Source organism: Micromonospora globispora, from assembly GCF_003857015.1.
In the GTDB taxonomy this organism is placed as follows: domain Bacteria; phylum Actinomycetota; class Actinomycetes; order Mycobacteriales; family Micromonosporaceae; genus Micromonospora; species Micromonospora globispora.
This window is the reverse complement of the sequence record NZ_QGGF01000612.1, coordinates 51289-73916: the sequence shown is the minus strand read 5'-3', so window position 1 is coordinate 73916 and position 22628 is coordinate 51289. Positions and strand designations below refer to the sequence as shown.

Genomic DNA, 22628 nt, shown 5'->3' with positions numbered 1-22628 from the left:
CACACCGACCAGCCGGGGCACGATCTTTCATCAGGACTCGATGTCCAGGAACGACGAGTGCTCACCAACTGGCGGCTACCTACCCACCAGGAGTTTGCCGGATGGCTCACTCCCAGAACTCATTAGGAACCCACCAATGCGTTACATGCTGATGCACAAGCTGGACGAGAGCGTCCCCGGCACCTTCGAGCCGACTCCCGAGTTCCAGAAGCGGATGGGCGCGTTCATCCAGGAGGTCGCGCAGGCCGGCGTGCTGCTCGCCGCCGAGGGGCTCTGCAAGAGCAGCGAGGAGTCCGCCCGGATCACCGCGACCAAGGGCAAAACCACCATCACCGACGGACCGTTCACCGAGACAAAGGAACTCATCGCCGGGTTCGGGCTGCTCGAGGTGCGGTCGAAGGAGGAGGCGGTGGAGTGGGGGAAGCGGTACGTCGACATCTTCATCGAGTCGGGGATCGACGTCGAGGTGGACGTCCGGCGGGTGAATGAGGGGCCCGCCTGATCTCTGTCAGCGAGGACCCGGCGGCAGTTTCGCCGCCGGGTCGTTGCCCGTCACATCCGTGGTCGGTGGCGCGTCACCTGGGCATGAGAAGCATGGTGCGGGTCGTGGCCGCGGCGCTCGGGCTGGTCGCGGTGGTGATCGGGGTATGGGCGCTGCGGTGGCCGTCGTCGTTCAGTTCGGCGGTGAACTTCCCGCCGCACGAGCACTTCGTGCACGACGCGGGGGCGTTCCAGCTCGGCATCGGGGCGACGCTGCTGCTGGCCCTCATCTGGGCGGATGCGCTGGCGGTCGCCCTCGCCGGGTACGTGGTCGGTGGGGTGGCGCACACGGCTTCCCACCTGGTCGACGCCCACGTCGGTGGCAGTGCCGCGCAGACCTGGGTGGTCGGGCTGTCGGCCCTCCTGGCGCTGGTCGCGATGATCGCCCGGCTGCGGGAGTCGGGCTGGGTCGTCGGGTACGTCGACGCCGCCACCGCTCCCGCCTGGGCGCCGCTGGTGCGGCAGAAAACGGTGGTGCTGACCACCGTCAAGCGGGACGGGACGCCGGTGCCGACGCCGGTGAGCATCGCCGTGGTGGGGGAGCGGGCCTACGTGCGGAGCTTCGAGAAGGCGTGGAAGACCAGGCGGCTCCGGAACAACCCGCGCGTTACCGTGGCGCCGTCCTCGGCTCAGGGCCGGGTGACCGGGCCGGCCATCGAGGCGACGGCGCGCCGGCTGACCGGGGCGGAACACGCGGCCGCCGCCCGGGCGCTGAGGCGCAAGCATCCGATGCTGCACGGGGTGCTCGTGCCGGTGATGCACCGGCTCGGGCGACGCAGAACCGGCCCTACCGTCCACTTCGAGCTCACCCCGGTGACAGCGGCCGGATCTCCTAAAACCCTGACGGGACCGGCGGACGTTGAAGGGGTGCGGAGGTGAGCGGGGATGGGCGCACGGCGCTGGCTGGTATGGATCACCGCGGTGGCCGTGGTCAGTGGAGTCCGTACCGGCAACAGGAATGTCGCTCAGACGCCTCGTCGCCGGGCCGAAGGGACCAAGGTCCTCCGAATCCGGTGACGTGGTCCCTGCCGGAGATGGCGGAGGCGGAGGCGGAGGCAGGCTGGAGGGGACAGGACCGGTTCGACATCCCGGAGCGGTAGGCCGGCGCAAGCGTCGGGAGGCATGATGACCGCGCAGCTCACCATCCGGTCACCGCAGCGGCCGGCTCGCCCGCTGCCGTCCGTTCACGGGCATCCGCGACTGCTCGCCGGGGCGCTGGCCGCCACGGCGCTGGCGATCGCCGCGGCCTCGCTGCTCGGCCCGCTGGGGCTGGACCTGATCCGGTACCGCACCTCGCACACCACCCTCAACCAGCTGCTGGGCAGCGACGCCGCCGCGCTCGTCGTGGTCGCGCCGCTGGCGCTCGCGGCGGCCCTGCTCGCTCTCCGCCGGCATCCGGTCGCGCCGCTGCTGGCCACCGGCATCGGCGGGTACGCCCTCTACACCTACGCCCAGGTCATCATCGGCCAGGAGTACCTGCGCCTGCCCGGCAACGTCGAGCGCTTCTTCCCGCTGCTGCTCACCGTCTTCCTGCTCGCCGAGGCGTTGGTGGTCCTCGGCTGGCGGGCGATGCCGACCGCCGCGCTCTACCGGCCCCTGATCCACCGGCGGGAGCACGGTTGAGCAGCCGCTCACCTATCCGATCGGCACCTGGACCGCGACGTCATGCTTCGGGTACAGCGCCTCGATCTGATCCGCGCCGTACTTGTCGCGGAACATCTCCACCACGTGGTCGACCCGGTCGGGCTGGGTGATCGGCGTGACGCTGGTGTTGATGGCCGTTCCGTTCGCCGACACCTGAACCCATGGCGTCTGCTGGACGTTCTTGTACCAGTTGCTGTCCGAGCCGGTGATCGGAACCAGAAACAGGCTGGACTCCTCCTGCACGAACCACACGGGGTGGGTGATCTGCCGTCCGGTTTTTCGCCCGGTTACGGTGATCTCGACCTCGTTGGTGCCCGAAAAGGCATCCCTGACCGCGTCGCTCACGGTGTTCCTCCCTCAGCTTCCCGAGGTAGCTCCGCTTGTCAGGCTATGGACCTGCGCACCGGCCCGCTGCCGGTTCGGGCACCTCGCCACCCCGGCGTGATCCCGCCAAATGCCGGATTGGTCGGTCTGGCGCCTGTTCGCGGTGGGGAGGGAAACGCCGCAAGTGCGGTTCTACAGGTCCCTTGTCCTGCGAATACTCGGTGACATGGATGCCGTCCTCGACTGGGCGTGGCGACTCGATGTCGGCCAGGTGGTCGGCCTCGCCCTGCTCGAGAACGCCCTCCTCTTCCTGGTCGCCGTCGGCGCCGGCAACGCCCTGCTGCGGCTGCCGACGGTCGTCCGGCTGCTACCCGACCCCGGCCGGATCAGCCGGCTGCAGGTCTGGCTCGCCGGCGGGGCGATCGTGATGAACGCGGTGGTAACGGTCGCCGGCTGGGGACTGTGGCGGACCGGGATCATCCACCTGAACCCGGACGCGGGCATCCGGATGCTGGCCGACTTCGTGCTGCTGCTCCTGCTGATGGACCTGCTGATGTACGGCGGCCACGCGGTCGCGCATCGGCCCCGGCTCTTCCCGCTCGCCCACGCGCTGCACCACCGGTTCGTCGACGCCCGCCCCGCCACCCTGTACGCACTCCACCCGCTGGAGATCCTCGGATTCGGCGGGCTCTGGCTGGCCGCGCTCGCGCTGCACGCCTTCTCGGTCTGGGCGATCGTCGGCTACACCGCGGTGAACCTCGTCTTCGGGATCTTCGGGCACCTGGGCGTGGAGGTGCTTCCGCCGGCGGCCCGGCGCAGCCGGGTGTTCCGCTGGGTCGCTACCCCGACGCTGCACGCCGGGCACCACGTCGAGCCCGCGGTCAACCTGGGCTTCTACACGTCGATCTGGGACCGGCTCTTCGGCACCCTCGCCCCCGACTACGACCAGCGCCGCCTGTCGGCCGACCCCGCGCCGTACGCCCTGGTGGCCTGAGTAGGTCGCGCATAGGGTGGGGCCGTCCGGCCGGTTGAGCGCCGGTCAGCAGACTCGTCATACCTCCGGGGGGCTCTGGCTCTGCAAACCTCGGCGCTCAGACGGTGCCACCTCCGCTGGTTCCGCCAACAGCCTCGCCAGCTTGGCCTCGGCAAGCTGAAGCATCGGTCCCACCGCTGCTGGCTCAACGGCGAGTTCGGCAGCTATCGCCTGTTCGTCGCAGCCGAGGCGGCGGAGCTGGAGCGCCTGCGCGTACCTGACGGGGAGGAGATCGAGCGCCTCTTCGTACGTCATGGCGCGACCCTAGCCGCTGGGGGCGTGCCGTCATGAGCAGCGAGGTGCTCAGGCCCTCCCGCCTTCAGGCTGGCGTGCTCCAGTACCCGGCCGTTGCGTGGGCAGGTTGAGCACGCCGGCGAGCTGGTTGCGTCCGGTCACGCCCAGCTTGGCGTACACCTGATGCAGGTGGTTGTGGACGGTGCGCACGGAGAGGGTCAGCCGATCCGCGATCTCTTCGTTGGTCAGCCCGGCGGCAGCCAGCTTGCTGATCTCGAACTGGCGGGGAGTCAGCTGCGGCGCCTGCAGATCCTGAAGCGCCGGGGTGGCTGCGCCCTCGCATCGGCTGGTCAGGGCTGCGGCGTGGGCGGCGGTGCGGCGGGCGCTGTCGGCCCGGCCGGCGTGGCGGTAGGCCCTGGCGGCGTCGGCGGCAGCTTCGGCGGCCAGCAGCAGGAAACCCATGTTGTCCAGCTGGGCGGAGACGGCTTCGAGGCGGGCCGCGTCGTGGCTGGTGAGGGCGGTGGCGTGGGCCGCGTACGCCCGGACAAGGTCGCTGGGCAGCTCCTCGGCCAGCTCCCGGAGCCGGCCCGCCACCCCGCTGGCGCCCCCCAGCCGGGCCGCGTCGTGCAGGGCGCACGCCTCGTACATGTAGGCCTGCGTCTGCCGCAGGTCGGCGGCGATGGCGACCGCGTGCCGACTTCCCGCCGCCCTGCCCTGCCGCGCGGCGGTGATCCAGGGACGGGCCAGTTCCACGCGCGGGAAGTACAGCAGCTGGCTGGCGCGGCGGGAGGCGTCAGCCACGACGATCGCGCGCTGAGCCGAATCCAGGTCGCCCAGCATCGCCGCGGTGCGGACGAGTTCGCCGAGAAGCTGCGCCTGGAGCAGGTACGCGGGGCCGCTCGTGTGGTTGTGCCGGGCCAGACCGAGCCCTTCCCGCAGCCAGCGAAGGGACTGCACGAGTTGACCGCTGGCCCGCGCCACCTGTCCGCGCGCGATGCAGGCCGCACCCATGGCCAGTTCCCAGCCGCTGACCACGGCCAGCTCGTAGGCGTCCTCTGCGGCGGTGGTGGCGGCGGCGAGGTCGCCGTGCAGCAGCAGAGTATGGCTGTACCAGCCTCGGGCTGCGACCCCGAGCCAGGGGGCGTGGTCTGCCCAGCCGGGGGCCGCGAGCGCCAGGTCCAGGCTCGCGACGGCCTGCCCCGTCTGGCCCCGCCAGGTCAGGGCGAAGGCTTTGGCGAGGTGGGCGGAGGCCAGGGACAGCCCGGGTGCGAGAGGAACGGCCAGCAGGTCGTCGGCGGAGGCGGCCGCTTCGCTCATCCGGCCGTTGTGCGCCAGCATCACCGCGCGCAGGGCCTGTAGCGCCGCTTGGGCATCCGGGTGGGCCACCTGGTGGAGCGTTCCCTCGATGTAGGCGAGGGCCTCGTCGACGCGGTCGAGTACCCAGCACAGCGTGTACGCGCGGGCGACCGCCAGCTGCATCCGCTCCCGGTCGTCGATCGCCGCGTACTGCACCTCCGCCAGCAGCGCATCCAGCTCGTCCTGGCGGTTCTGCAGGCCGAGTACCCGCCAGAGGATGCTGGTGGCGTCGACCCGCGCACCCGCGGCGAAGGCAGCCCTCGCCAGACGCTCGGCCAGCGGCAGGTCCAGCAGCGCCCATGCCTGCTCCGCCCCCGCCAGGAGAATCGACGGAGGGCTCGGCGCACCGGCGGCGATGCGCCAGGTAGCGAGCTGCAGGGCATCGGCGACACGGCGTGCGCCGGTCTCCTCCACGATGTCGGCCAACCGCCGCTGGTGGCGCCGCGCACGCAGCACCGGCGTCCGCCTTCGCAGTGCCTCCGCGTACAGCGGGTGGGCAACGTGCAGCACCATCCGTCGGCCGAGCTGCTCGACCCAGCACAGCCCCTTGGCCTCAACCGCCTCGACCGTCTCGGGCGAGACCAGCCGGCCGAGCAGGTCCGGTCCGATCGGGCCGGCATAGGCCAACAGCTCGAGGACCTCCCGCTCATCGTCACTGAGCTGGCCGATGCGGTGCTCGATCAGCTCCATCAGCCGTGGTGGGAACACCCACTGCCCCTGCCAGCGCCAGACCCCCTCCACCCGCTGCAGGGCTGCCGCCTCCAAGCCGGCGGAGACCAGCTCGCGCAGCATCAGGGCGTTGCCGGCGCTGGCCCGCCAGATCCGTTCCAGGCTCATTCCGTCCAACGGGCCCTGCAGGTGCTCGACGAGGGCCTGTTCGACGTCGGGCCGCAGCAGCCGCTGAAGATCGACGCGTTCGACCAGGCGATGTCGCCACAACGCGGTGACCGGATCGGGCGCGGGCTGGTCGGCCCGGACGAGGACCATGACGAAGCTGGCCCCACCTCGCACCAGCTGGTGAATCAGGGCCGCTGAGAGATCGTCGAGCAGCTGCGCGTCGTCGACGGCCAGTACCAGGCGGCGGCCAACGGCGTCGCCAAGCAGCGCCTCGGCGGCCAGGCGCAGCAGGTTGATCCGATCAGTGACGGCGGGTAGCTGCGCCGGCAGAACGGGGGCCAGCGCCCCGAACGGGATGCGTTGCGTCGCCTGGGTGGCGACGACCCGCCGGACCAGATTTCGCTTCGGGTCCACGCCAGCGAGGGCCTCCAGCGCGAGTCGGGTCTTGCCCACACCGGATGGTCCCGCCAGGACGATCCCACCCACGGCGGGATCACCCATCGCCCGGGCGATCAGGTCGAGCTCCTCCTGCCGGCCCACGAAGGGCCAACCCTCACTCATCGCCCTGATGCTAGGACCCTGCGTGGTCATCGGACAGTACGCGCACGGATCCGACAGATGGTGATCAGCGCGAGATGAGCACCCTGCTGCTCATGTGCCGGCCGCATGCGACCGGCATCGTCGGGGTTCCGACCAGGGAAAGGCGCAGGCATGAAGCTGATGAGATCCGTACCCCTTCTCGCGGCGCTGGCCGTGGCGCTTGTCGCTCCCTCCGCGGCCATGGCGGAGACGTCGTCGTCGACGCTGGTCGTCGACCGGGACCGGGTGCAGTGCGGCAACGCCGGGTTCACCTCGATCCAGGCCGCCGTCGACGCGGCCAGACCGGGCGATCAGATCAGGGTCTGCCCGGACCTCTATCCGGAGAGCGTGACGGTGGACATACCGTTGACACTGTGGGGCGACCCGGACGCCGTCGAGGCGGTGAACTGCTTCGACCCCACCCCGTCACAGCCCGGCGATCTGGACCCGGCTCAGCAGGTCGTCGTCGATCCGCCGGGAGACGACTTCACCACCGCGTTCGCGCTGCGGGCGAACGACATCGTCATCGCCGGCTTCGTCATCCAGGGCGCGTCCGTCGGAGTGGACGCCTCGGACACCTTCTCCGGCTCCCGGATCCACCACGACCTGTTCCGGTTGAACACGCTCTTCGCGGTCGACTCCGGCAGCGAGGGAAGCCAGCAGTCGCGGACCGACCACAACTGCATCCGGCAGAACAGGTACGGGCTCGTGTCCGAACTCGACAACGACGCAATCTGGGTCGCCACCACCGGGGCTTACGAGCGTGCGGCCTGGAACGCGCGGGACCTGCGCAACGCCCGCATCGACCACAACCAGACGTACAAGAACGGGGTCGGTGTCGAGGCCGGCGGTCCCGGCCGGCATGACGAGGTGACGTTCGACCACAACGTCTCCCGCGCGGACGCGGGCGGTATCGGGCTGCTGAATTCGACCGGCGGTGCCATCCTCGACAACGAGATCACCTTGACGTCGAACACCGCGATATTGATCGGTGGCGACAACAGCGACCTCACGATCGCCTCCAACCTCGTCACCGACGGGGGATCCGGGATCGTCTTCGCGGCCATGGCGTACATCGACAAGATTCCGGCGCCAAGCCGCAACGTCCTGGTTGCGGGCAACACCGTGTTGCGCATGAAGGGCAGTGGCATCATCGCGGCCGCGGGAATGCCGACCAGTCCCGGCGACCTGCACGACTCCGTCATCGCGGACAACGTGAGCAGTGACAACGCCGCCGGAGTGGTGTTCCGCTCGTACAACACCGGCAACGAAGTCCGCAACAACGTCACGGAACGCAACACGCGCTACGGCATCTACACGGATCTGTACACAGCGGGCAACCTCTTCGACGGCAACCGCATGCTCGACAACGCTCTCGACGCAGGGGACAAGAGTTGGCCCGCCAACACATGGACCGCCAACCAGTGCGTGACGGACGACCCCGCCGGAATGATCTGCGGCGCCGGCTAGGCCCTGCTCAGGCACTCGTCGTGGCCACCTACAAAACCCACCCGAAAGGAAAGTAAAGTGCCAATGAAGAAAACCGCTGTCACGTCCCTGGTCGCTCTCGGCGCGATGATGCTGCTGCCGGGCAACGCCGCGGCCGCGACCACACCGAGGGTGGTCGTCGATGACGACCGAGCCCAGTGCGCCGACGCCGACTACACGTCGATCTCGAAGGCGGTGCACGAAGCGCCCGCCGGTGCGGTCGTCCAGGTCTGTCCGGGCAGATACCGCGAGTGGGTCACGGTCGACAAGCCGCTGACGATCCGCGGGCAGCTCGACGAGGTGGAGGCCCTGGACTGCTTCGACCCCACACCGAGCCAGCTCGACGATCTGGATCCGACGCGATTTGCGATCGTCGAGCCCCCGGACGAGTCGGAGACCTCACTGTTCAGTCTCGCCGCGGACAATGTCGAGCTGGCGGGGTTCGTGCTCCAGGGCCTCTACCGCCCCACGCCGACTCTGGTGGACGGATTCACCATGTACACCCCGGCTGTGGCAGCCAGCTCTGGCTACTCGGGCTACCAGATCCACCACAACCTGATCCGGAAGAACACCTTCGGTATCGAGTTGGGCAGCAACGGCACAACGCAGTCCCGCGCACATCACAACTGCCTTCGGGAGAATCGGTGGGCGCTGGCCAACCAGCGGCAGCTCCTGAAGGGCGCACGGATCGACCACAACAGCACCTTCCGAACGCAGGGGATCGCGTACGAGATCGGCTGGGCATATGCCGGAACCGAACGGCTCACGCTGGACCACAACGCATCGCGCGGAGACCTGAACGGCTACCGGGTTGAGAACACCGCCGGAACCCTGATCGATCAGAACACGGTCGAGGCCGGGGGGCGGGGGATCTGGGTGTCGGGGAGGAATGCCGGGCTCGAGGTGACCACGAACGCCTTGAGCGGTGGAAGCCTGGGCGCGATCCTCTTCTCGACACCGATCCTGGCGGTGCCTGAGCCGACGACGGATGCACTCGTCACTGGCAACACGATCACCGGTTATCTAGGTAACGGAGTCAGCATCGGCGGGCAGGCCAAGGTAACTGGTACCGAGCTCTCCGGAAACGTGATCACTGAAAACGGGGGCACCGGCATCCTGGTGCTCGACGGCAACACCGGCAACGTCATCCGGGGCAACACGGCCGACCGCAATGCCTTTGGCATCCGGACCGGGTTGTACACGACGGGCAACACCATCGAGTCGAACCAAATGCTCGGCAACGGACAGTTCGACGCCCGGGAAGCGACCTTCACGACCGTCGACGGCGTGACGGTCCTCGGCAACAACTGGATCGGGAACCAGTGCGTCACCGACGATCCGGCTGGCACGATCTGCCCCGCCGCATCCTGACGCCAACGCGGGCGGCCCGACTCGCTCGGGCCGCCCGCGTTCGTCGTCCCGGGGCGACCTCTGTCCGATCTGACCGGTCGCTGCCGCGAGTGGCACACCACCTCCCTGGGTACGCCAAAAAGTGAGCGACCCGAATCGATGAGGAGGTGGGCGTGTCCCTACGCGGCCAGCGGGGTTATACCCCACGCCATGCCGAATCATCTTCGCGGGAGGCGGCCCCGGTGGCGGAGCTGGACAGGACCGGTTCGGGTTGGGGGACCCGCTGGGCGGAACGCGAGAACAAGCGGCGGCGGCGCGCGTACGAGGACGCGGTCGAGGCCTGGTGCCTGCGGGGGATCCGCCTGCTGCGCCTGCGCGCCGCAGCCGAGGAGTTGCCGGCCGAACCGGCGGCTGACCTGCCGGTGGACCTGACCCACGACGAGGTCGTCCTCGCCGTGCAGCCGGACGCCGAACTCGTCGACGTAGAGGACGGCCACGCCGACCTCCCCACACCCGAACTCGCCGTCATCCCCGTCCAGCGAACACGGCGGACACCACGCCTGCCCAACGGGGTACGAGTGACCGACGCCGGAACGGCCGTGGTCACCGACCGCCGCGTGATCCTCTTCGGGCGCGAGGGCGATCGCGAGTGGACGTACCTGGAGCTCAGCGGCCTGGCCCACCACCCGGCGGCGCCGATCACGCTGCTGCACACCTTTGACGGCGGGCCGGTCGCCGGCCTCCGGGTGCCCCTGGACGCCGCGGCCCGCTTCCGGCTGCGGCTGACCATGGCGTACGCCGACTTCATCGGTCAGCGCCGCGTCGTGCTCGCCCGGCTCGACGAGGCGGTGGCCGCCAACCGGCGGTCGCGGCCGCCGGCGCCGGTGGTGGTCACGGCGGAGCATGCGCCGGCGCGGGCCCGCCTCGCCCACCCTGCGATCATCGCCGCCGCCGTCGCGCTCATCGCCCTGCCCGCGTACGCCATGACGGCCGACTCGGCCGGGCCCGAGGGCCCGCGAGGCGCCCTGGATGGTGGCACTCCCATCACCCGGGGCACCGGACCCGGCACCGAGACACCGCCCAGCGCCGCTCCCACCACCGGTCCCTCGGTGCCCAGCACCGCTCCTTCCCAGGCTGCGGATCCCGATGTCACCAGCGGCGCGCCGGGCCCCCGTACGGCCGATCCGGAGGCGTCCCAGCCCATCCCGGTTCCGGGCCTCATCGACCCGGCACCGGGCCCCACCGGCTCTCCGGGCATGCCTTCACCGACACCGGCGGACCGGTGTGGGGCTCCGGCGAACCCGTACGGCTACAACTACTGCGGCGGCACCCTCGTCCACGAGCCGGCTCCCGACGTGTGCCGGTGGTTCACCTGCGTGGAGGGGTTCTGGCAGGGCAGGGGTTACCTGACCGTGTGCGAGGACGGCCGGCTCGGCATGGTGGGCGGCCCGAGCGGCAGGTGCCCGGAGCGCGCCGGCCGGAAAGAGCCGGTGTACGTCTACCAGCCCGCGAGCTGACCGAGCGCCCGACTGCCTACGCCGGGCGGCCGATGCGTACCTGCCAGCGCTCCGGGCCGGTCTCCAGGTAGTCCCAGCTGAACTGGCCGCGGTGCTCGGCGGCGAACTGGTAGTACAGCGGCTTCGGGTCGTGGTCGTTGACCAGCACGAAGCTCTCACCCGCGCCGAGCGAGTGGTACGTGCCGAAGATGAGGTCGTGGCGGCGCGCCGGCGCCTCCTGGCGGACGTCGAGCTGACGGTCCTCGGTCATGGCTGCCTCCCTGAGGTCTCGGCTACCCACGTTTATACGAACAGGTTCGTCATAAAGCTAGACCCGCGCAGTGAGGCCGTCGTCACGCGGTCTCCCCGGTGCTGCGCCTGCGGATCGGAGAAGTCAGCTAATCCCCATCGGACCGGGTCCTTCGGCCCGGGTCGGTAGCCCCATGAAGGCTTTTAACCGGATAGCTAGTTTCTTCTGGACGACTCGTGTTTCACGGTCGGCCCGCTGGAACGGGTCGCTCTCCAGGCGCCGGCCGTCGCGACCTTCGCATCCACCCGAGGAGATCGCATGGTCATGTCGAAAGCCCCCGTCGACGCCGTACCCGACCCGGCGCCGCCCCCCACCGGCACCCGGGTGGGCAAGCGGGGCCGCATGATCGGTCGCGGCTGGGTGCAGGCTGCCATCCTGGTCACCCTCGCCGGGTTCCTCGTCCTCGGGTTCCTGGCGATGCGCACCTACCAGGCGCAGCCGCCGATCCCGGAGAAGGTGACCACGTCGGACGGTCAGCTGCTGTTCACCGGCGAGGACATCCGCCAGGGCCAGGAGGCGTTCCTGCGCAACGGTCTCATGCAGTACGGCTCGATCTTCGGCCACGGCGCGTACCTCGGTCCGGACTTCACCGCCGACTACCTGCACCGCGCCGCCACCTCCGTGCAGGACCAGTACGGCGGCACCGAGGCCGGGCACGCCCGCACCGTCGAGGACTTCAAAGCCAACCGGTACGACGACAAGACCGGCACGCTGGTCTGGAGCCCCGCCCAGGGCAAGGCGTTCACCGAGCTGACCGCCCACTACGCCGCGACGCTCAGCTCACCCGAGGGCAAGAACGGGCTGCGCCCCAACGCGATCACCGACCCGGCGGAGATCCACGACCTGACGGCGTACTTCGGCTGGACGGCGTGGGCGTCCGCGGCGGAGCGGCCCAGCAAGACGTACTCCTACACCAACAACTGGCCCTCAGAGCCGCTGGTCGACAACAAGCCGACCGGGCACACGGTCACCTGGAGCGTACTGTCGCTGATCTTCCTGCTGGTCGGGGCCGGCGCCCTGTTCGCGGCCTTCGGCCGGTGGAACTTCCTCGGCTGGCACAACCGCGACCACCGGGAGCTGCGCTTCCACGCACCGCGCGACGTAAGGCTCACCCCCGCGCAGCGCGCCACCGCCTGGTTCTTCTTCATCATGTCCGGGCTCTTCCTGGTGCAGACGCTGCTCGGCTCCGCCACCCAGCACTACCGGGCCGACCTGCAGAGCTTCTTCGGCTTCCCGCTCGACCAGTGGCTGCCGTACAACCTGACCCGCACCTGGCACGTGCAGCTCTCCATCTTCTGGGTGGTCACCTCCTTCCTCGCCATCGGCATCTTCCTGGCGCCGCTGATCGCCCGCGGCTGGGAGCCGAAGCGGCAGGCGCTGCTGACCCGGCTGCTGCTCGGCGCGCTCGTCGTGGTGGTCGTCGGCAGCCTGCTCGGCGAGCTGGCCGGCATGCGCGGCTGGCTCGGCCCGCTGTGGGCACAGCTCGGCAACCAGGGCTTCGAGTACCTCGACCTCGGCCGGATCTGGCAGGTGCTGCTCACCCTCGGCATGGGCATCTGGGCGTTCATCCTGTTCCGCGGGCTGCGCCGCCGGCTGCGCACCGAACACCTGGCCAACATGCCGTGGCTGTTCTTCCTCGCCGCCCTCGCCCTGCCGGCGTTCTACGCCGTGGGCCTGCTCGCCAGCCCGGACAGCCACTTCACCGCGGCCGACTTCTGGCGGTTCATCGTGGTGCACCTCTGGGTCGAGGACTTCCTCGAACTCTTCACCACGGCCACCGTCGCCTACCTGTTCGTGCTGCTCGGCGTCGTACGGGAGCGGGTCGCCCTGTCGGTGATCTTCCTCGACGTCGTGCTCTACAGCGCGGGCGGCGTCATCGGCACCATGCACCACCTGTACTTCTCCGGCGAACCGGCCGAGCACCTGGCGCTCGGCGCGACGTTCTCCGCGCTGGAGGTCGTACCGCTGCTGTTCCTCACCGTGGAAGCGTGGAGCTTCCTGCAACTGGGCGCCCGCCGCAAGAGCGCGTCGAGCACCCCGTTCCCGCACCGCTGGGCCGTCATGTTCCTCGCCGCCGTCGGGTTCTGGAACTTCCTCGGCGCCGGCGTGTTCGGCTTCCTGATCAACCTGCCGATCGTCTCCTACTACGAGATCGGCACCGGCCTGACCGCCAACCACGCGCACGCCGCCATGATGGGCGTCTACGGCATGCTCGCGGTCGGGTTCGCTATGTTCGCCCTGCGCTACCTGATCCCCGAGGAACGCTGGTCGGACCGGCTGGCCTCGATCTCATTCTGGTCGCTCAACCTGGGCCTGGCATGGATGTCGTTCGCCACGCTGCTGCCCGCCGGGGCCCTGCAGCTCTACAAGGTCGTCGACGCCGGGTACGCCGACGGCCGCAGCCTCGGTTACCTGCAGGGCGGCACCAACATGTTCCTCGAGTGGCTGCGGCTCCCCGGTGACGTGGTCTTCATGGTCGGCGGCGTGCTGCCGCTGCTGTGGCTGAGCTACCTGGGCATCCGCTACCGCAGCAAGACGACGCGCTCGCCGGAGGCGCCGGCCGAGACGCTGCTCTTCACCGAGATCGTCCCGGACAGCTCGGATGACAAGGCCGAGGACACGGACGCGGCTGACCTGGTCGTCGGGGTGGCGGACAAGGTTGCTGGTGGGCCGGAGGCGACGAGATGAGTGGCGAGGCAGCCTTCGCCGCCGGGTACGTGCTGGTGCTGCTCGCCGGGGTGGTCGCCCTGGAAATCTGGGGGCGGCAGAACACCAGCGCCTGGGCGTCGCGGGTCTTCGCCGGCTACCGGCGGGCCGTACCGGACGCGCCGCGACCGGCCGACCAGACCGACTGGCCGCACTCGGAGGTGCACCGTTTCCACGCGGTGATCGCCCTGTCGGTCGCGGCGATCGCACTGGTCCTGGTCGCGGCAGCACTCGTACGCAACCACGGGCCGATCGAGATCGCGGTGCTGGGCGCGGTGGCGCTACCGCACGGAATGCTGCTCGCTCGTAGGGCACCGCGGCTGCTCCGGCGGCCCGCACCCCCGCCCGGCTGAGTGACCCCCGGGGGCGTCGCGCACCGCGCGCCGGCGCCCCGGGTCCGGGATCGCGAGGAGGTACGACTCGGGTAGGGCCTCCTCGCGATCACCGCGCCGTCGGCGTAGACGGGCCAGCATTGAGTGGGATCCCGCTGGGGCGATATTTGTCAGGAACGTGACGGTTGAATGGCCCGGTTGGGGTATAGCAGCAGGAGAGCGGGCCCCGCATGGTGGTCGTATGCACGCGATCCGCGCGGCACACGCATTTGACGGCACCCGGTTCCTGCCCGGCGGCGCCACCGTGTTCCTCGAGGCAGACCAGATCGTCGGGGTCGAGACGGGCCGGGGGGATCTGCCGGACGGCGTCGAGGTAGTGGAGTACGGCGGCACGGTGCTGCCCGGGCTCATCGACTGCCACACCCACCTGGTCGCGGACAGCACCGTCGGAGGGCTCGAGCGCGCCGGGGCGATGCCAGACGAGGCGATCGACATCGTCATCATTGAGTCGCTGCGTGCTCACGCGGCGGCCGGGGTGACGACCGTCCGGGACCTCGGCGACCGCGACTACCGGACCCTCGTTTTCCGGGACCGCCCGGGGCTGCCTCGCGTGGTCGCGTCGGGGCCACCGCTCACGACCCCGGGAGGGCACTGCCACTTCCTCGGCGGAGTGGTGGACGGCGACCTGCGGGCGGCGGTCGTGGCGCGCGCCGAGCGCGGCGTCGACGTGATCAAGGTGATGGCCTCGGGCGGGTTCGCGACGCTGGGAACCGACCAGCTGGGTGCCCAGTTCACCGTCGCCGAGCTCGCCGCACTGGTCGACGAAGCGCACGGCGCGGGTCTCCCCGTCGTGGCGCACGCACACTCAGCCATCGGCATGCGGAACGCGGTGGCGGCGGGCGTCGACGGGATCGAGCACTTCACCGGCCTCACCTCCGAAGGACCACGCATCGACGACGACCTGCTGCACGAGGTGGCCCGCCGGGGCGTTTACATCGACCTCACCATGGGTAGCGACCGCTCCCTCCTGTCACGGATGCCCGCACCACCGCCGCCGCTCGCGGCACTCGCCGCGAGGCTGGGCTTCACCAGTTTCGAGGCGTTCTACCTGTCGCGGATCGGCGTGTTCAGCCGGCTTCGCGAGCACGGGGTCGCCGTGGTCACCGGCGTGGACTCCGGCATGGGCCCGGCCAAGCGGCACGGCAACGCCTGGCGCACCATCGGGGAGCTGGTCGAGGGTGGCCACACCGTTGCCGAGGCCCTCGCGGCCGCGACGTCGGTGGCCGCAGAGGCATGCGGGCTCGCGGGGAAGACCGGCCGGCTCGCTGCGGGCTACGCCGCCGACGTACTCATCGTGGACGGCGACCTCGCCCAGGACCCCTCGCTCCTGAGCGTCCCGCGTGAGGTGCTGGTCCGCGGGACCCCGGTCGGCCTCGCCTAGTCACCGCGCCCCGGTTTCAGCACCGCCAGTCTTTTGACGTGCATCAACTATTGACCTGCGTCAAACAGCGAGTCGAGACTGACAGCGAGCGCCCCACAACGGGAGGTCAGGCCATGCGGTCTCGAGTTCGTTCTGCGCTGCTGCTCATCGTCACGGCCGCTGCGGCGGTCCTCATGGCACCGCCGAACGCCCAAGCGGTTGGCGCCGTCCCATCTCACCTCACCATCACCCCGAGCAGTCCGTCGTACGTCGGCTACACGATCACGGGCAAGGTTGCACTGTCGTTCGACGACTACGCCGACGTGACCGGTTCCGTGATCCACATGCAGCGGACGTTCAACGGAGAGGTGACGCCCCTACCGGACATCGTGGTCACATCGTCGGGCGACTGGTTCTACGACTATCCCCAGGCCGAGGGCACCTACGAGTACCTGGCCACCTTCGACGGCGACGACGTGCACGCGCCGGCACAGGCGACGGCGACGGTCACCGTGACCCGGGTCCCTTCCCACCTCAACCTCAGCGCCAACAATCCGTCCTGTGCCGGTTGCACGATCTCGGGAACGCTCGGGCTGTGGTTCGACGACTACGCCGATGCAACGGGTTCAGTGATTCACATGCAGCGCACGTTCAACGGCGAGGTGACACCGCTGCCCGACATCGTGCTCGCATCCTCCGGCAACTGGTTCTACGACTATCCCCAGGCCGCGGGCACCTACGAGTACCTGGCCACCTTCGACGGCGACGACGTGCACGCGCCGGCACAGGCGACGGCGACGGTGACCGTGGAGCGCCGGGCCTCATACGTGGGTATGAACGTCTGGGCGAACCCACAGGGCACGCTGCACATGTACGCCAATCTCGCGGGCTGCCACGTCAATTGCGAGCTGGTGGTCACCGCCGCATCAGACAGCCGGACCTGGGAGGTCGCCCGCTTCACGCTCCCGGAGGGTGGCGGATACACGCCGACGATCAGCTTCAAGCGGCAGGGCGCGACCCGAGTCATCGCCTCGTACGCGGGCGACGACTGGTTCCTACCAGCCCAAGCCGTGGCGACCGCGCCCTTCTAGGGCCGGTGTCACAGCCGGTCAACGCAATTCGTTGATCTAGTGCCTGTCCCGCCGATCAGCCTGTCGGAGGATCAGGAGGGCATGGTGCCGCCGGGGCCGTACGGCTGCTGCTGCGGGTACTGCGGGTGGGCGTACTGCGGTTGCCACTGTTGCGGCTGGTGGTAGCCCTGCTGCGCCGCCCATTGTTGCTGGGCGACCCACTGCTGCAGCGTCGCGACGTTTTCGGCGAACCGCGGGTCGGCTTTCCGTACCAGGACCGTGCGGCCGTCGCCCGATACGTGGGCGGAGGCGATGACGGGCCACCCGCCGTTCGCGGCGAGTAGGAGCCCCACGAAGAGCAGCGCCGCGAACGCCAGGACGATCGGCCCGGCGTACGACGTGCCCTGCGAGACCACGGCGGCGAGGACGAGCACGGCCAGGACGGCGAAGACCACCACGCCGATGCCGCCGAGCAGCCGACTGGTACGCAGCTTGAGGCAGCGCGCGCAGAACGGCCACGCCGGCGCCTTCACCCGCTTCTCCAGCACCGTGGCGACGATCGCGAACGCCACTAGCCCGAACGGGATGAGCAGGTACGTCCACGATGGCGCTTTCGACTTGAAGAGCACCCGCTTGTGCTGGGCTGCCGGCTCACCGTGCCGGCTGCACAGCTGGAGCACCTGACCCCCGCCGGTAACGAGGGGCGCAGGAATGCCGACCAGCATGATCACTCCAACTGTTGCTGGGAAGAAAGTCGCCCCAGATTACGACCACGGGGCGACCGCCAGCACCAGCGGCACCACCGTCCGGTTGTCCCGGCTGACCGTCGTTTCCTCGTCGATCAGGTACGCGGTGTCCCCGCCGACGAGGGCCTGCGCACCCGGCACGGCGATCCGTCGCCACACCCCGTGCTGGGCCGCCACGTCGAGCTCGACGGCGTCGGGGGAGTATCGGGGCACGAACGGCCAGAACAGCCACCGCCCGAAGATGACCAGCACGGCCGGCAGCAGCGTGGTCATGGCCAGGAACGCCGCGGCGATCCCGACCGCGCCGACCGGCCCGAGCCCCCGGGTGGACGGCAGGTCCGCGGCGAGCAGGCAGAGCTGGCGGTGGGCGCACCGCCGCCTACGCCTTCGCCACGGTCGCCGGCTCCGCCGGGGCGTGCGGCCCGCTGACGGGCCGCTCGTCGCCGTGCCCCGGCCACCACGCCTTATGCCCGATCAGCGCGGTCAGCGCCGGCACGAAGAACATCGACATGACGAACGCCGACAGCACGATGCCGATCGCCACCGCGAAGCCCATCTGCTGCAGGAACGAGATCGGCGCGAGCATCAGCACCCCGAACGTCCCGGCAAGGATCAGCCCCGCTGCCGCGACCGTCCAGCCTATGGCCGCCGGCGGCGCATTGGGCTTCGTGGCGCTGTCCATCAGGTCACTGCAGCTACCTGAGGTGAGCTGCCGCAGCACCGACAGCGGCTGGTGCCCGGGCGCGGTGGCCGATCTGCTGGTGCAGGCGCAACCAGGTCAGGCGGTCCAGCACCTCCTGCCCGGCGCTCATGCGGCGACGGCCCGAGCGGCGGCGTACGTGTCGGCGGGGAGCGAGGTGGATGTAGCGCCGCCGGGTGCCTGAACGTGTTCCACGACAGGCGCAATTGCAACAAAAGGTCCGTTGCGCCGGTCCTGCGTCCCTGAAAAACCACGTCAAAGCGGGTACCTGCAAACACTTCAATGCTGTTAAAGTTGACGCGCGGAACATGGGGACAGTCCGAGCTCGCGCGGGGGATGGCTCATCATGAATCAGCAGGCCAGGGAGCAGATAAAGCTTCTGCGCAGACTCGAGAAAGTGATATCGGAAACCGAGTTCTCGTGGTCCCTGTGCCTAATAGGTGAAGACCAGTCCCGGAAGCTCAACGAACTGGCCAACGAGCTTCAGCGTCCCTTCTCGTCAACTGGTGACGAGAAAAGGATTCTGTCCGGTTATTCGTACTGGGGTATCGAGCCGGCGGTCAACTGGCAGCGGGCCTGTACTGACCCCAACTACCCCGTCATGAGAGACGGGATCGACACCTTCAGCCGGCGTTGGCGGAATCTGCATTCCCGGCACAATGGCACGCCCTATCATTACATCAGCCTGGGCCCCGGGACGGGGGAGAAGGACGCCGTGGTTCTGGCTGATCTCCAGCCGCTGAACCCCGAAATGTACTACGTGCCCGTCGACATGAGCGCGGAGATGCTACGTCTCGGTCTGAAGCCGATGAAGTCCCTGCCCTTTTTCAGGCAGTTCCGGAACCAGCTGCTTCCGGTGCAACTCGACTTCTCGGTCGAAGAGAACGTGGCCGAGTTGAACGAGTTGCGTGGCCGGCTGATGGGCGACGAGCCGGTATTGTTCTCTCTGCTCGGCAACACGATGGCCAACTTCGACGACGACGTCGACCTGGTCGAACGGCTGAGCAAGCAACTGCTCCGCCCGCAGGACAGGCTGATGGTGGAGGTCGCCACGGCGTCTCATCTCGACGAGAGAATGGCGCAGCAGGCGGCCCGCGAGTATGAGACCAGTTGGGTGTTCCGCGAGTTCGTCATCAGCGCGTTGCACCAGAACACCGACCTCTCGATCAACATGAATCATGTGCGATTCGAGGGAGTGGTCGAAGAGGGTCGCTCGCTGCTCATCAAGGTGATCTACTGCAACAAATCGGCCGAAGATCTGAAGATCGTACTTCCGAACCGCAGTGAGGTCCATTTCCCGAGCGGGGACACCATTCGCCTCCACATCACGCGGAAATACCAGCTGAAGGCCTTGGCAACTGCGTTGGCCAAAGCGGGACTTTTCGTGGAGAGTGAGGCCTTCACGCAGTTCCAGGCCTACGAAAAAGTCCGTCGGTTCGGCATGGATCTGATGCTCCTGTCGAGCAGCGACGCCGGCAACGGTCCCGACACGGCCGCGCGAGACGTGTTCCGCCGCGTAGGGAACTGATGAGCGGGCCGGTGCGGCCCCGAGCCGAGGCGCCGGTGCGCCACCTGCCGCCCCTGCCGTCATGGGTGAAGGCGCCCCGCACCTGGATCATGTCGGTCACGGCCGGCAGCCTGGCGGTGGCTTTCGTCGTCAGTGCTGTCTGGTGGAGCCGGTCATACGGGGTGTCGCGCTTCGAGCCGGCGGTGCAGATCATGGGTCTGCTCGGCGGCATCACCGGCATCGTCGCCGAGCGCTGGGCGGCGAATCGGGAAAGACGCGCCGAGGCCCTCCAGGCCATCGAGGACGAGTTGCAGGACAACCGGAAGATCCTGACCTCTCCGCCCTTCACCGCGGGAACCACGCCACTCGCTCGTCGGCAGGTCTACCCACGAATGAACCTCTCGGCGGTGAATGCTGCGTTGTCCTCAGCCGTGCTGTCCCCACGGCGCGATGAAACGCTTGCCAGCATGCTCCATGACTGGCGGAACGAAGCGGAGATTTTCAATCATCAGCTCTCGCTTGCCGAGATACTGGCGTTCACCAACGGCTCTGATGACGTGCTGCGCCACCTTCACCAGGGACTGCACAGCGCCGACGGTCCACTGGAACGTATGCGGGAACAACTCACAGCCCTCCTGGCCACCGCTCCGCTCGCTACGGTCAACCTCAGACAAGGCAACGCCAGGGAAGCAAACAGCGCCCAATAGGAACCTGCCCGCCGCCGGATGCCCTGCGAACGTCGGGCGCCAGCTGTCAAGCGGGCAGCGGATCCCGGATCCAGCACCTCGCCGCCACTCGCGCCGACACCATCGACACGCAGGCCGCCGAGCTGCGCCGGATCGAACGCGACCTGCACGACGGGGCGCAGGCCCGGCTGGTCGCGCTGCGGATGAGCATCGGCCTGGCCGAGCAGCTCCTGGCCGACAACCCGGCAGCGGCGCAGCGGCTGCTGACCGAGGCACAGGAGGCCAGCGGCCATGCCCTCGCCGAGCTGCGCGATCTCGTACGCGGCATCTAACCGCCCGTGCTCGCCGAGCGCGGCCTCGACGGGGCGGTGCAGGCCCTCGCCCTGGCCGTGCCGCTGCCCGTGGACGTCGACGTGCAGCTGGCCGGCAGCCCGCCCGCGGCGGTCGAATCTGCGGCCTACTTCGCGGTGGCCGAGGTGCTGACGAACGTCACCAAACACAGCGGCGCGCCGCGCCTGGGTTCGTCTGTCCTTTGAAAACGGCCTGCTGAGGATGGTGGTCGGCGACGACGGCCGGGGCTGCGCCACCCCCGACGCGGGGACAGGCCTGGCGGGTGTGCGACGCCGTCTGGCGGCCTTCGATGGCACGATGACCGTGACGAGTCCGCCCGGCGGACCCACCGTCGTGACCATGGAGCTGCCGTGCGCGTTGTCATCGCGGAGGATCTCGCCCTCCTCCGGGACGGGCTGACCCGCATCCTCGACGCGTACGGCTACCAGGTGGTCGAGGCAGTCGCCGACGGGCCGTCCGTGCTGCCGGCGCTCACCCGGTACCGCTCCGACGTCGCGGTCCTCGACGTACGCCTGCCGCCGACCTTCACCGACGAGGGCCTGCAGTCGGCGCTCGCGGCCCGGACGCAGCTTCCCGGGCTGCCGATCCTCGTGCTGTCCCAGCACGTCGAGCAGCTGTACGCGCGGGAACTGCTCGCCGACCGGGGTGGGGGAGTCGGCTACCTGCTCAAGGACCGGGTGTCGAACGTCGGGCAGTTCATCGACGCGGTGCGCCGGGTGGCCGACGGGGGCATGGTGATGGACCCCGACGTGGTCGCCGCGCTGCTGGCTCGGAATTCCGGGGCGCAGCGGTTGGGGGAGCTGACTGCGCGGGAGCGGGAGGTGTTGGGGTTGATGGCCGAGGGGCGGTCGAACGCGGCGATCGCGGGGCGGTTGTTCGTGACCGAGAAGGCGGTCAGCAAGCACATCAACAACATCTTCAGCAAGCTGGGGATGCCGCCGTCCGATGACGACAACCGGCGAGTGCTCGCGGTGCTCGCGTACCTGAACGGCTGAGACTCAGGCGGTAGACCGCCGCAGCATAGGCTGTCATCATGACGCGGGCAGATGCAGTCGACCAATATCGATCGGCCGTGAAGCGACTTGCTGAGCTGGCCGACGAGGTGGCGGCAGAACGATCACACGATGAGGTGCTCGACGCTCTGGCAGACGTTCGCGCGGCGGTCGCACGTGCATACCAGGGAAGGCGGCCGCGGTCCGAGCGTGGTGGTGGCGCACAAGCGCGGATTCTCGCCTACCTGTTGAAGCATGTGGGTGAGTGGGTCAGCAGTGGGGAGATCGCTGCTGTGTCCGGTATCGGGGAGTGGGCCCGCCGGATTCGTGAGCTCCGCGTCGAGGAGGGGTATGAAATCGAGGAAGGTGGTGGACGCTACCGAATCCTCACCGAGGAGCCCAATCTGGCACGGCGCGAACGATGGCGGACTGTGACCTCCATCCGTAACGGGCAAGGCAGTTCCTTAGAGCGTGTGCAGAAGCTGTTCGAGGCGCTGGTGGGCGAGATCGTGACGCTGGAGGAGATCTACCGCGTGGCGCACGGTATTGAGGGGGCGGAACTGGCGCGCCAGCTACGGAAGCGAGAGCTGTTGCCCATTGAGACCAATGCCGACGCTCCCGACCTCGATCCCGGCGATCACCGTCTGGCTTCACTCATGGAGTGGGATCGTCTGCATCCTTCTCAGGCATTGTTCGGCGAGGACATCCGTCGGCAGGTGTTCTCGCGGGATCGCTTCATTTGTCGCACGTGCCGCATGGGTCGAAGCACATCAGGTACGGCGGACCGGGCGTTCTACCTCGTTATTCGTCACCTGGATGCGTCGCCCGACGCGCTTCCGGGCCTCCAGGCCGAGCGCTTGACCGACCTTGCACGACTGGCAAGCTGGTGCAACCGCTGTGCCTCGAAGGGAAGCGCGTAGGGTCTGC

General features: G+C 69.0%; 25 protein-coding genes. 18 read left to right on the top strand and 7 right to left on the bottom strand.

Annotation, left to right across the window (positions count from 1 at the left end):
* Window positions 1–136 precede the first annotated feature (136 nt).
* From DKL51_RS30750 to DKL51_RS30740, 3 genes are all read left to right on the top strand, one after another.
* Entirely contained in the window at window positions 137–502 is a 366-nt protein-coding gene (locus DKL51_RS30750) for a YciI family protein (protein ID WP_124813025.1), read from the top strand.
* 92 nt (window positions 503–594) lie between these two features.
* Window positions 595–1419: a PPOX class F420-dependent oxidoreductase gene (locus DKL51_RS30745; protein ID WP_124813023.1), complete on the top strand. Its 825-nt coding sequence runs from the start codon at window positions 595–597 to the stop codon at window positions 1417–1419.
* Window positions 1420–1665: 246 nt separating this feature from the next.
* Window positions 1666–2163 (top strand): hypothetical protein, encoded by a 498-nt coding sequence (locus tag DKL51_RS30740; protein ID WP_124813021.1) that lies wholly within the window; start codon window positions 1666–1668, stop codon window positions 2161–2163.
* Between the two features lie 12 nt (window positions 2164–2175).
* Here the strand turns inward: DKL51_RS30740 and DKL51_RS30735 are convergent, their stop codons facing one another.
* Window positions 2176–2529, bottom strand: coding sequence for a nitroreductase/quinone reductase family protein (locus DKL51_RS30735; protein WP_124813019.1), 354 nt, complete (start codon window positions 2527–2529; stop codon window positions 2176–2178).
* A 205-nt stretch (window positions 2530–2734) separates the two neighbouring features.
* On the opposite strand from DKL51_RS30735, the gene DKL51_RS30730 reads away from it, so the two are divergent.
* Complete coding sequence (locus tag DKL51_RS30730; protein WP_185734977.1) at window positions 2735–3502, top strand: sterol desaturase family protein; 768 nt, start codon at window positions 2735–2737, stop codon at window positions 3500–3502.
* A 57-nt stretch (window positions 3503–3559) separates the two neighbouring features.
* On the opposite strand, the gene DKL51_RS30725 is transcribed toward DKL51_RS30730, so the two are convergent.
* Together DKL51_RS30725 and DKL51_RS30720 are read right to left on the bottom strand one after the other, a co-directional pair.
* Window positions 3560–3796, bottom strand: coding sequence for a sigma factor-like helix-turn-helix DNA-binding protein (locus tag DKL51_RS30725; protein WP_124813015.1), 237 nt, complete (start codon window positions 3794–3796; stop codon window positions 3560–3562).
* 48 nt (window positions 3797–3844) lie between these two features.
* A complete protein-coding gene (locus DKL51_RS30720; RefSeq protein WP_185734976.1) occupies window positions 3845–6529 on the bottom strand; it encodes a helix-turn-helix transcriptional regulator in 2685 nt (894 codons plus the stop codon).
* Between the two features lie 150 nt (window positions 6530–6679).
* On the opposite strand from DKL51_RS30720, the gene DKL51_RS30715 reads away from it, so the two are divergent.
* The 3 genes from DKL51_RS30715 (at window position 6680) to DKL51_RS30705 (ending at window position 10902) form a co-directional block, all read left to right on the top strand.
* Window positions 6680–8017 (top strand): right-handed parallel beta-helix repeat-containing protein, encoded by a 1338-nt coding sequence (locus DKL51_RS30715; protein WP_185734975.1) that lies wholly within the window; start codon window positions 6680–6682, stop codon window positions 8015–8017.
* A 63-nt stretch (window positions 8018–8080) separates the two neighbouring features.
* Window positions 8081–9406 carry a right-handed parallel beta-helix repeat-containing protein gene (locus DKL51_RS30710; RefSeq protein ID WP_124813009.1) on the top strand — a complete coding sequence of 442 codons (1326 nt, stop codon included), beginning with the start codon at window positions 8081–8083 and terminating at the stop codon, window positions 9404–9406.
* Between the two features lie 221 nt (window positions 9407–9627).
* A complete protein-coding gene (locus DKL51_RS30705; protein ID WP_124813007.1) occupies window positions 9628–10902 on the top strand; it encodes a hypothetical protein in 1275 nt (424 codons plus the stop codon).
* Between the two features lie 16 nt (window positions 10903–10918).
* Here the strand turns inward: DKL51_RS30705 and DKL51_RS30700 are convergent, their stop codons facing one another.
* Complete coding sequence (locus DKL51_RS30700) at window positions 10919–11152, bottom strand: DUF2249 domain-containing protein (RefSeq protein ID WP_124813005.1); 234 nt, start codon at window positions 11150–11152, stop codon at window positions 10919–10921.
* A gap of 303 nt (window positions 11153–11455) precedes the next feature.
* On the opposite strand from DKL51_RS30700, the gene DKL51_RS30695 reads away from it, so the two are divergent.
* From DKL51_RS30695 to DKL51_RS30680, 4 genes are all read left to right on the top strand, one after another.
* Entirely contained in the window at window positions 11456–13879 is a 2424-nt protein-coding gene (locus tag DKL51_RS30695) for a nitric-oxide reductase large subunit (protein WP_124813003.1), read from the top strand.
* Complete coding sequence (locus tag DKL51_RS30690; protein ID WP_124813001.1) at window positions 13876–14250, top strand: hypothetical protein; 375 nt, start codon at window positions 13876–13878, stop codon at window positions 14248–14250. Before DKL51_RS30695 ends, DKL51_RS30690 begins: the two co-directional genes overlap by 4 nt.
* A gap of 220 nt (window positions 14251–14470) precedes the next feature.
* Window positions 14471–15670, top strand: coding sequence for an amidohydrolase family protein (locus DKL51_RS30685; RefSeq protein ID WP_124812999.1), 1200 nt, complete (start codon window positions 14471–14473; stop codon window positions 15668–15670).
* Window positions 15671–15708: 38 nt separating this feature from the next.
* Window positions 15709–16740, top strand: a complete 1032-nt coding sequence (locus DKL51_RS30680) for a hypothetical protein (protein WP_124812997.1) — start codon at window positions 15709–15711, stop codon at window positions 16738–16740.
* Window positions 16741–16811: 71 nt separating this feature from the next.
* Here DKL51_RS30680 and DKL51_RS30675 read toward each other — a convergent pair whose 3' ends face one another.
* From DKL51_RS30675 to DKL51_RS30665, 3 genes are read right to left on the bottom strand one after another with little or no spacing between them, the layout of a single operon-like run.
* A complete protein-coding gene (locus tag DKL51_RS30675) occupies window positions 16812–17444 on the bottom strand; it encodes a hypothetical protein (RefSeq protein WP_124812995.1) in 633 nt (210 codons plus the stop codon).
* 39 nt (window positions 17445–17483) lie between these two features.
* Entirely contained in the window at window positions 17484–17801 is a 318-nt protein-coding gene (locus DKL51_RS30670) for an MMPL family transporter (protein ID WP_438819683.1), read from the bottom strand.
* Between the two features lie 43 nt (window positions 17802–17844).
* Complete coding sequence (locus DKL51_RS30665; protein WP_260428724.1) at window positions 17845–18186, bottom strand: MMPL family transporter; 342 nt, start codon at window positions 18184–18186, stop codon at window positions 17845–17847.
* 325 nt (window positions 18187–18511) lie between these two features.
* Here DKL51_RS30665 and DKL51_RS30660 point away from each other — a divergent pair, with 325 nt between their 5' ends.
* From DKL51_RS30660 to DKL51_RS30640, 7 genes are read left to right on the top strand one after another with little or no spacing between them, the layout of a single operon-like run.
* Window positions 18512–19693 (top strand): L-histidine N(alpha)-methyltransferase, encoded by a 1182-nt coding sequence (locus DKL51_RS30660; protein WP_124812990.1) that lies wholly within the window; start codon window positions 18512–18514, stop codon window positions 19691–19693.
* Window positions 19693–20379 carry a hypothetical protein gene (locus DKL51_RS30655; RefSeq protein ID WP_124812988.1) on the top strand — a complete coding sequence of 229 codons (687 nt, stop codon included), beginning with the start codon at window positions 19693–19695 and terminating at the stop codon, window positions 20377–20379. Before DKL51_RS30660 ends, DKL51_RS30655 begins: the two co-directional genes overlap by 1 nt.
* Window positions 20376–20690 carry a histidine kinase gene (locus tag DKL51_RS37005; RefSeq protein WP_311768096.1) on the top strand — a complete coding sequence of 105 codons (315 nt, stop codon included), beginning with the start codon at window positions 20376–20378 and terminating at the stop codon, window positions 20688–20690. Before DKL51_RS30655 ends, DKL51_RS37005 begins: the two co-directional genes overlap by 4 nt.
* A gap of 6 nt (window positions 20691–20696) precedes the next feature.
* Complete coding sequence (locus tag DKL51_RS36790; RefSeq protein WP_260428723.1) at window positions 20697–20894, top strand: sensor histidine kinase; 198 nt, start codon at window positions 20697–20699, stop codon at window positions 20892–20894.
* A 16-nt stretch (window positions 20895–20910) separates the two neighbouring features.
* Window positions 20911–21108, top strand: coding sequence for a hypothetical protein (locus DKL51_RS37705; RefSeq protein WP_498070963.1), 198 nt, complete (start codon window positions 20911–20913; stop codon window positions 21106–21108).
* Window positions 21060–21704 carry a LuxR C-terminal-related transcriptional regulator gene (locus tag DKL51_RS30645; protein ID WP_124812986.1) on the top strand — a complete coding sequence of 215 codons (645 nt, stop codon included), beginning with the start codon at window positions 21060–21062 and terminating at the stop codon, window positions 21702–21704. Before DKL51_RS37705 ends, DKL51_RS30645 begins: the two co-directional genes overlap by 49 nt.
* 38 nt (window positions 21705–21742) lie before the next feature.
* Window positions 21743–22621, top strand: a complete 879-nt coding sequence (locus DKL51_RS30640; RefSeq protein WP_124812984.1) for a KpnI family restriction enzyme N-terminal domain-containing protein — start codon at window positions 21743–21745, stop codon at window positions 22619–22621.
* Window positions 22622–22628: the final 7 nt, after the last annotated feature.

Excerpts from the sequence above, each read along its gene's own strand:
- DKL51_RS30750 (WP_124813025.1), top strand. The coding sequence starts at position 137 with ATGCGTTACATGCTGATGCACAAGCTGGACGAGAGCGTCCCCGGCACC.
- DKL51_RS30745 (WP_124813023.1), top strand. The coding sequence starts at position 595 with ATGGTGCGGGTCGTGGCCGCGGCGCTCGGGCTGGTCGCGGTGGTGATC.
- DKL51_RS30740 (WP_124813021.1), top strand. The coding sequence starts at position 1,666 with ATGACCGCGCAGCTCACCATCCGGTCACCGCAGCGGCCGGCTCGCCCG.
- DKL51_RS30730 (WP_185734977.1), top strand. The coding sequence starts at position 2,735 with ATGGATGCCGTCCTCGACTGGGCGTGGCGACTCGATGTCGGCCAGGTG.
- DKL51_RS30725 (WP_124813015.1), bottom strand. The coding sequence starts at position 3,796 with ATGACGTACGAAGAGGCGCTCGATCTCCTCCCCGTCAGGTACGCGCAG.
- DKL51_RS30720 (WP_185734976.1), bottom strand. The coding sequence starts at position 6,529 with ATGAGTGAGGGTTGGCCCTTCGTGGGCCGGCAGGAGGAGCTCGACCTG.
- DKL51_RS30715 (WP_185734975.1), top strand. The coding sequence starts at position 6,680 with ATGAAGCTGATGAGATCCGTACCCCTTCTCGCGGCGCTGGCCGTGGCG.
- DKL51_RS30710 (WP_124813009.1), top strand. The coding sequence starts at position 8,081 with ATGAAGAAAACCGCTGTCACGTCCCTGGTCGCTCTCGGCGCGATGATG.
- DKL51_RS30700 (WP_124813005.1), bottom strand. The coding sequence starts at position 11,152 with ATGACCGAGGACCGTCAGCTCGACGTCCGCCAGGAGGCGCCGGCGCGC.
- DKL51_RS30695 (WP_124813003.1), top strand. The coding sequence starts at position 11,456 with ATGTCGAAAGCCCCCGTCGACGCCGTACCCGACCCGGCGCCGCCCCCC.
- DKL51_RS30690 (WP_124813001.1), top strand. The coding sequence starts at position 13,876 with ATGAGTGGCGAGGCAGCCTTCGCCGCCGGGTACGTGCTGGTGCTGCTC.
- DKL51_RS30685 (WP_124812999.1), top strand. The coding sequence starts at position 14,471 with ATGCACGCGATCCGCGCGGCACACGCATTTGACGGCACCCGGTTCCTG.
- DKL51_RS30675 (WP_124812995.1), bottom strand. The coding sequence starts at position 17,444 with ATGCTGGTCGGCATTCCTGCGCCCCTCGTTACCGGCGGGGGTCAGGTG.
- DKL51_RS30660 (WP_124812990.1), top strand. The coding sequence starts at position 18,512 with ATGAATCAGCAGGCCAGGGAGCAGATAAAGCTTCTGCGCAGACTCGAG.
- DKL51_RS30655 (WP_124812988.1), top strand. The coding sequence starts at position 19,693 with ATGAGCGGGCCGGTGCGGCCCCGAGCCGAGGCGCCGGTGCGCCACCTG.
- DKL51_RS37705 (WP_498070963.1), top strand. The coding sequence starts at position 20,911 with ATGGTGGTCGGCGACGACGGCCGGGGCTGCGCCACCCCCGACGCGGGG.
- DKL51_RS30640 (WP_124812984.1), top strand. The coding sequence starts at position 21,743 with ATGACGCGGGCAGATGCAGTCGACCAATATCGATCGGCCGTGAAGCGA.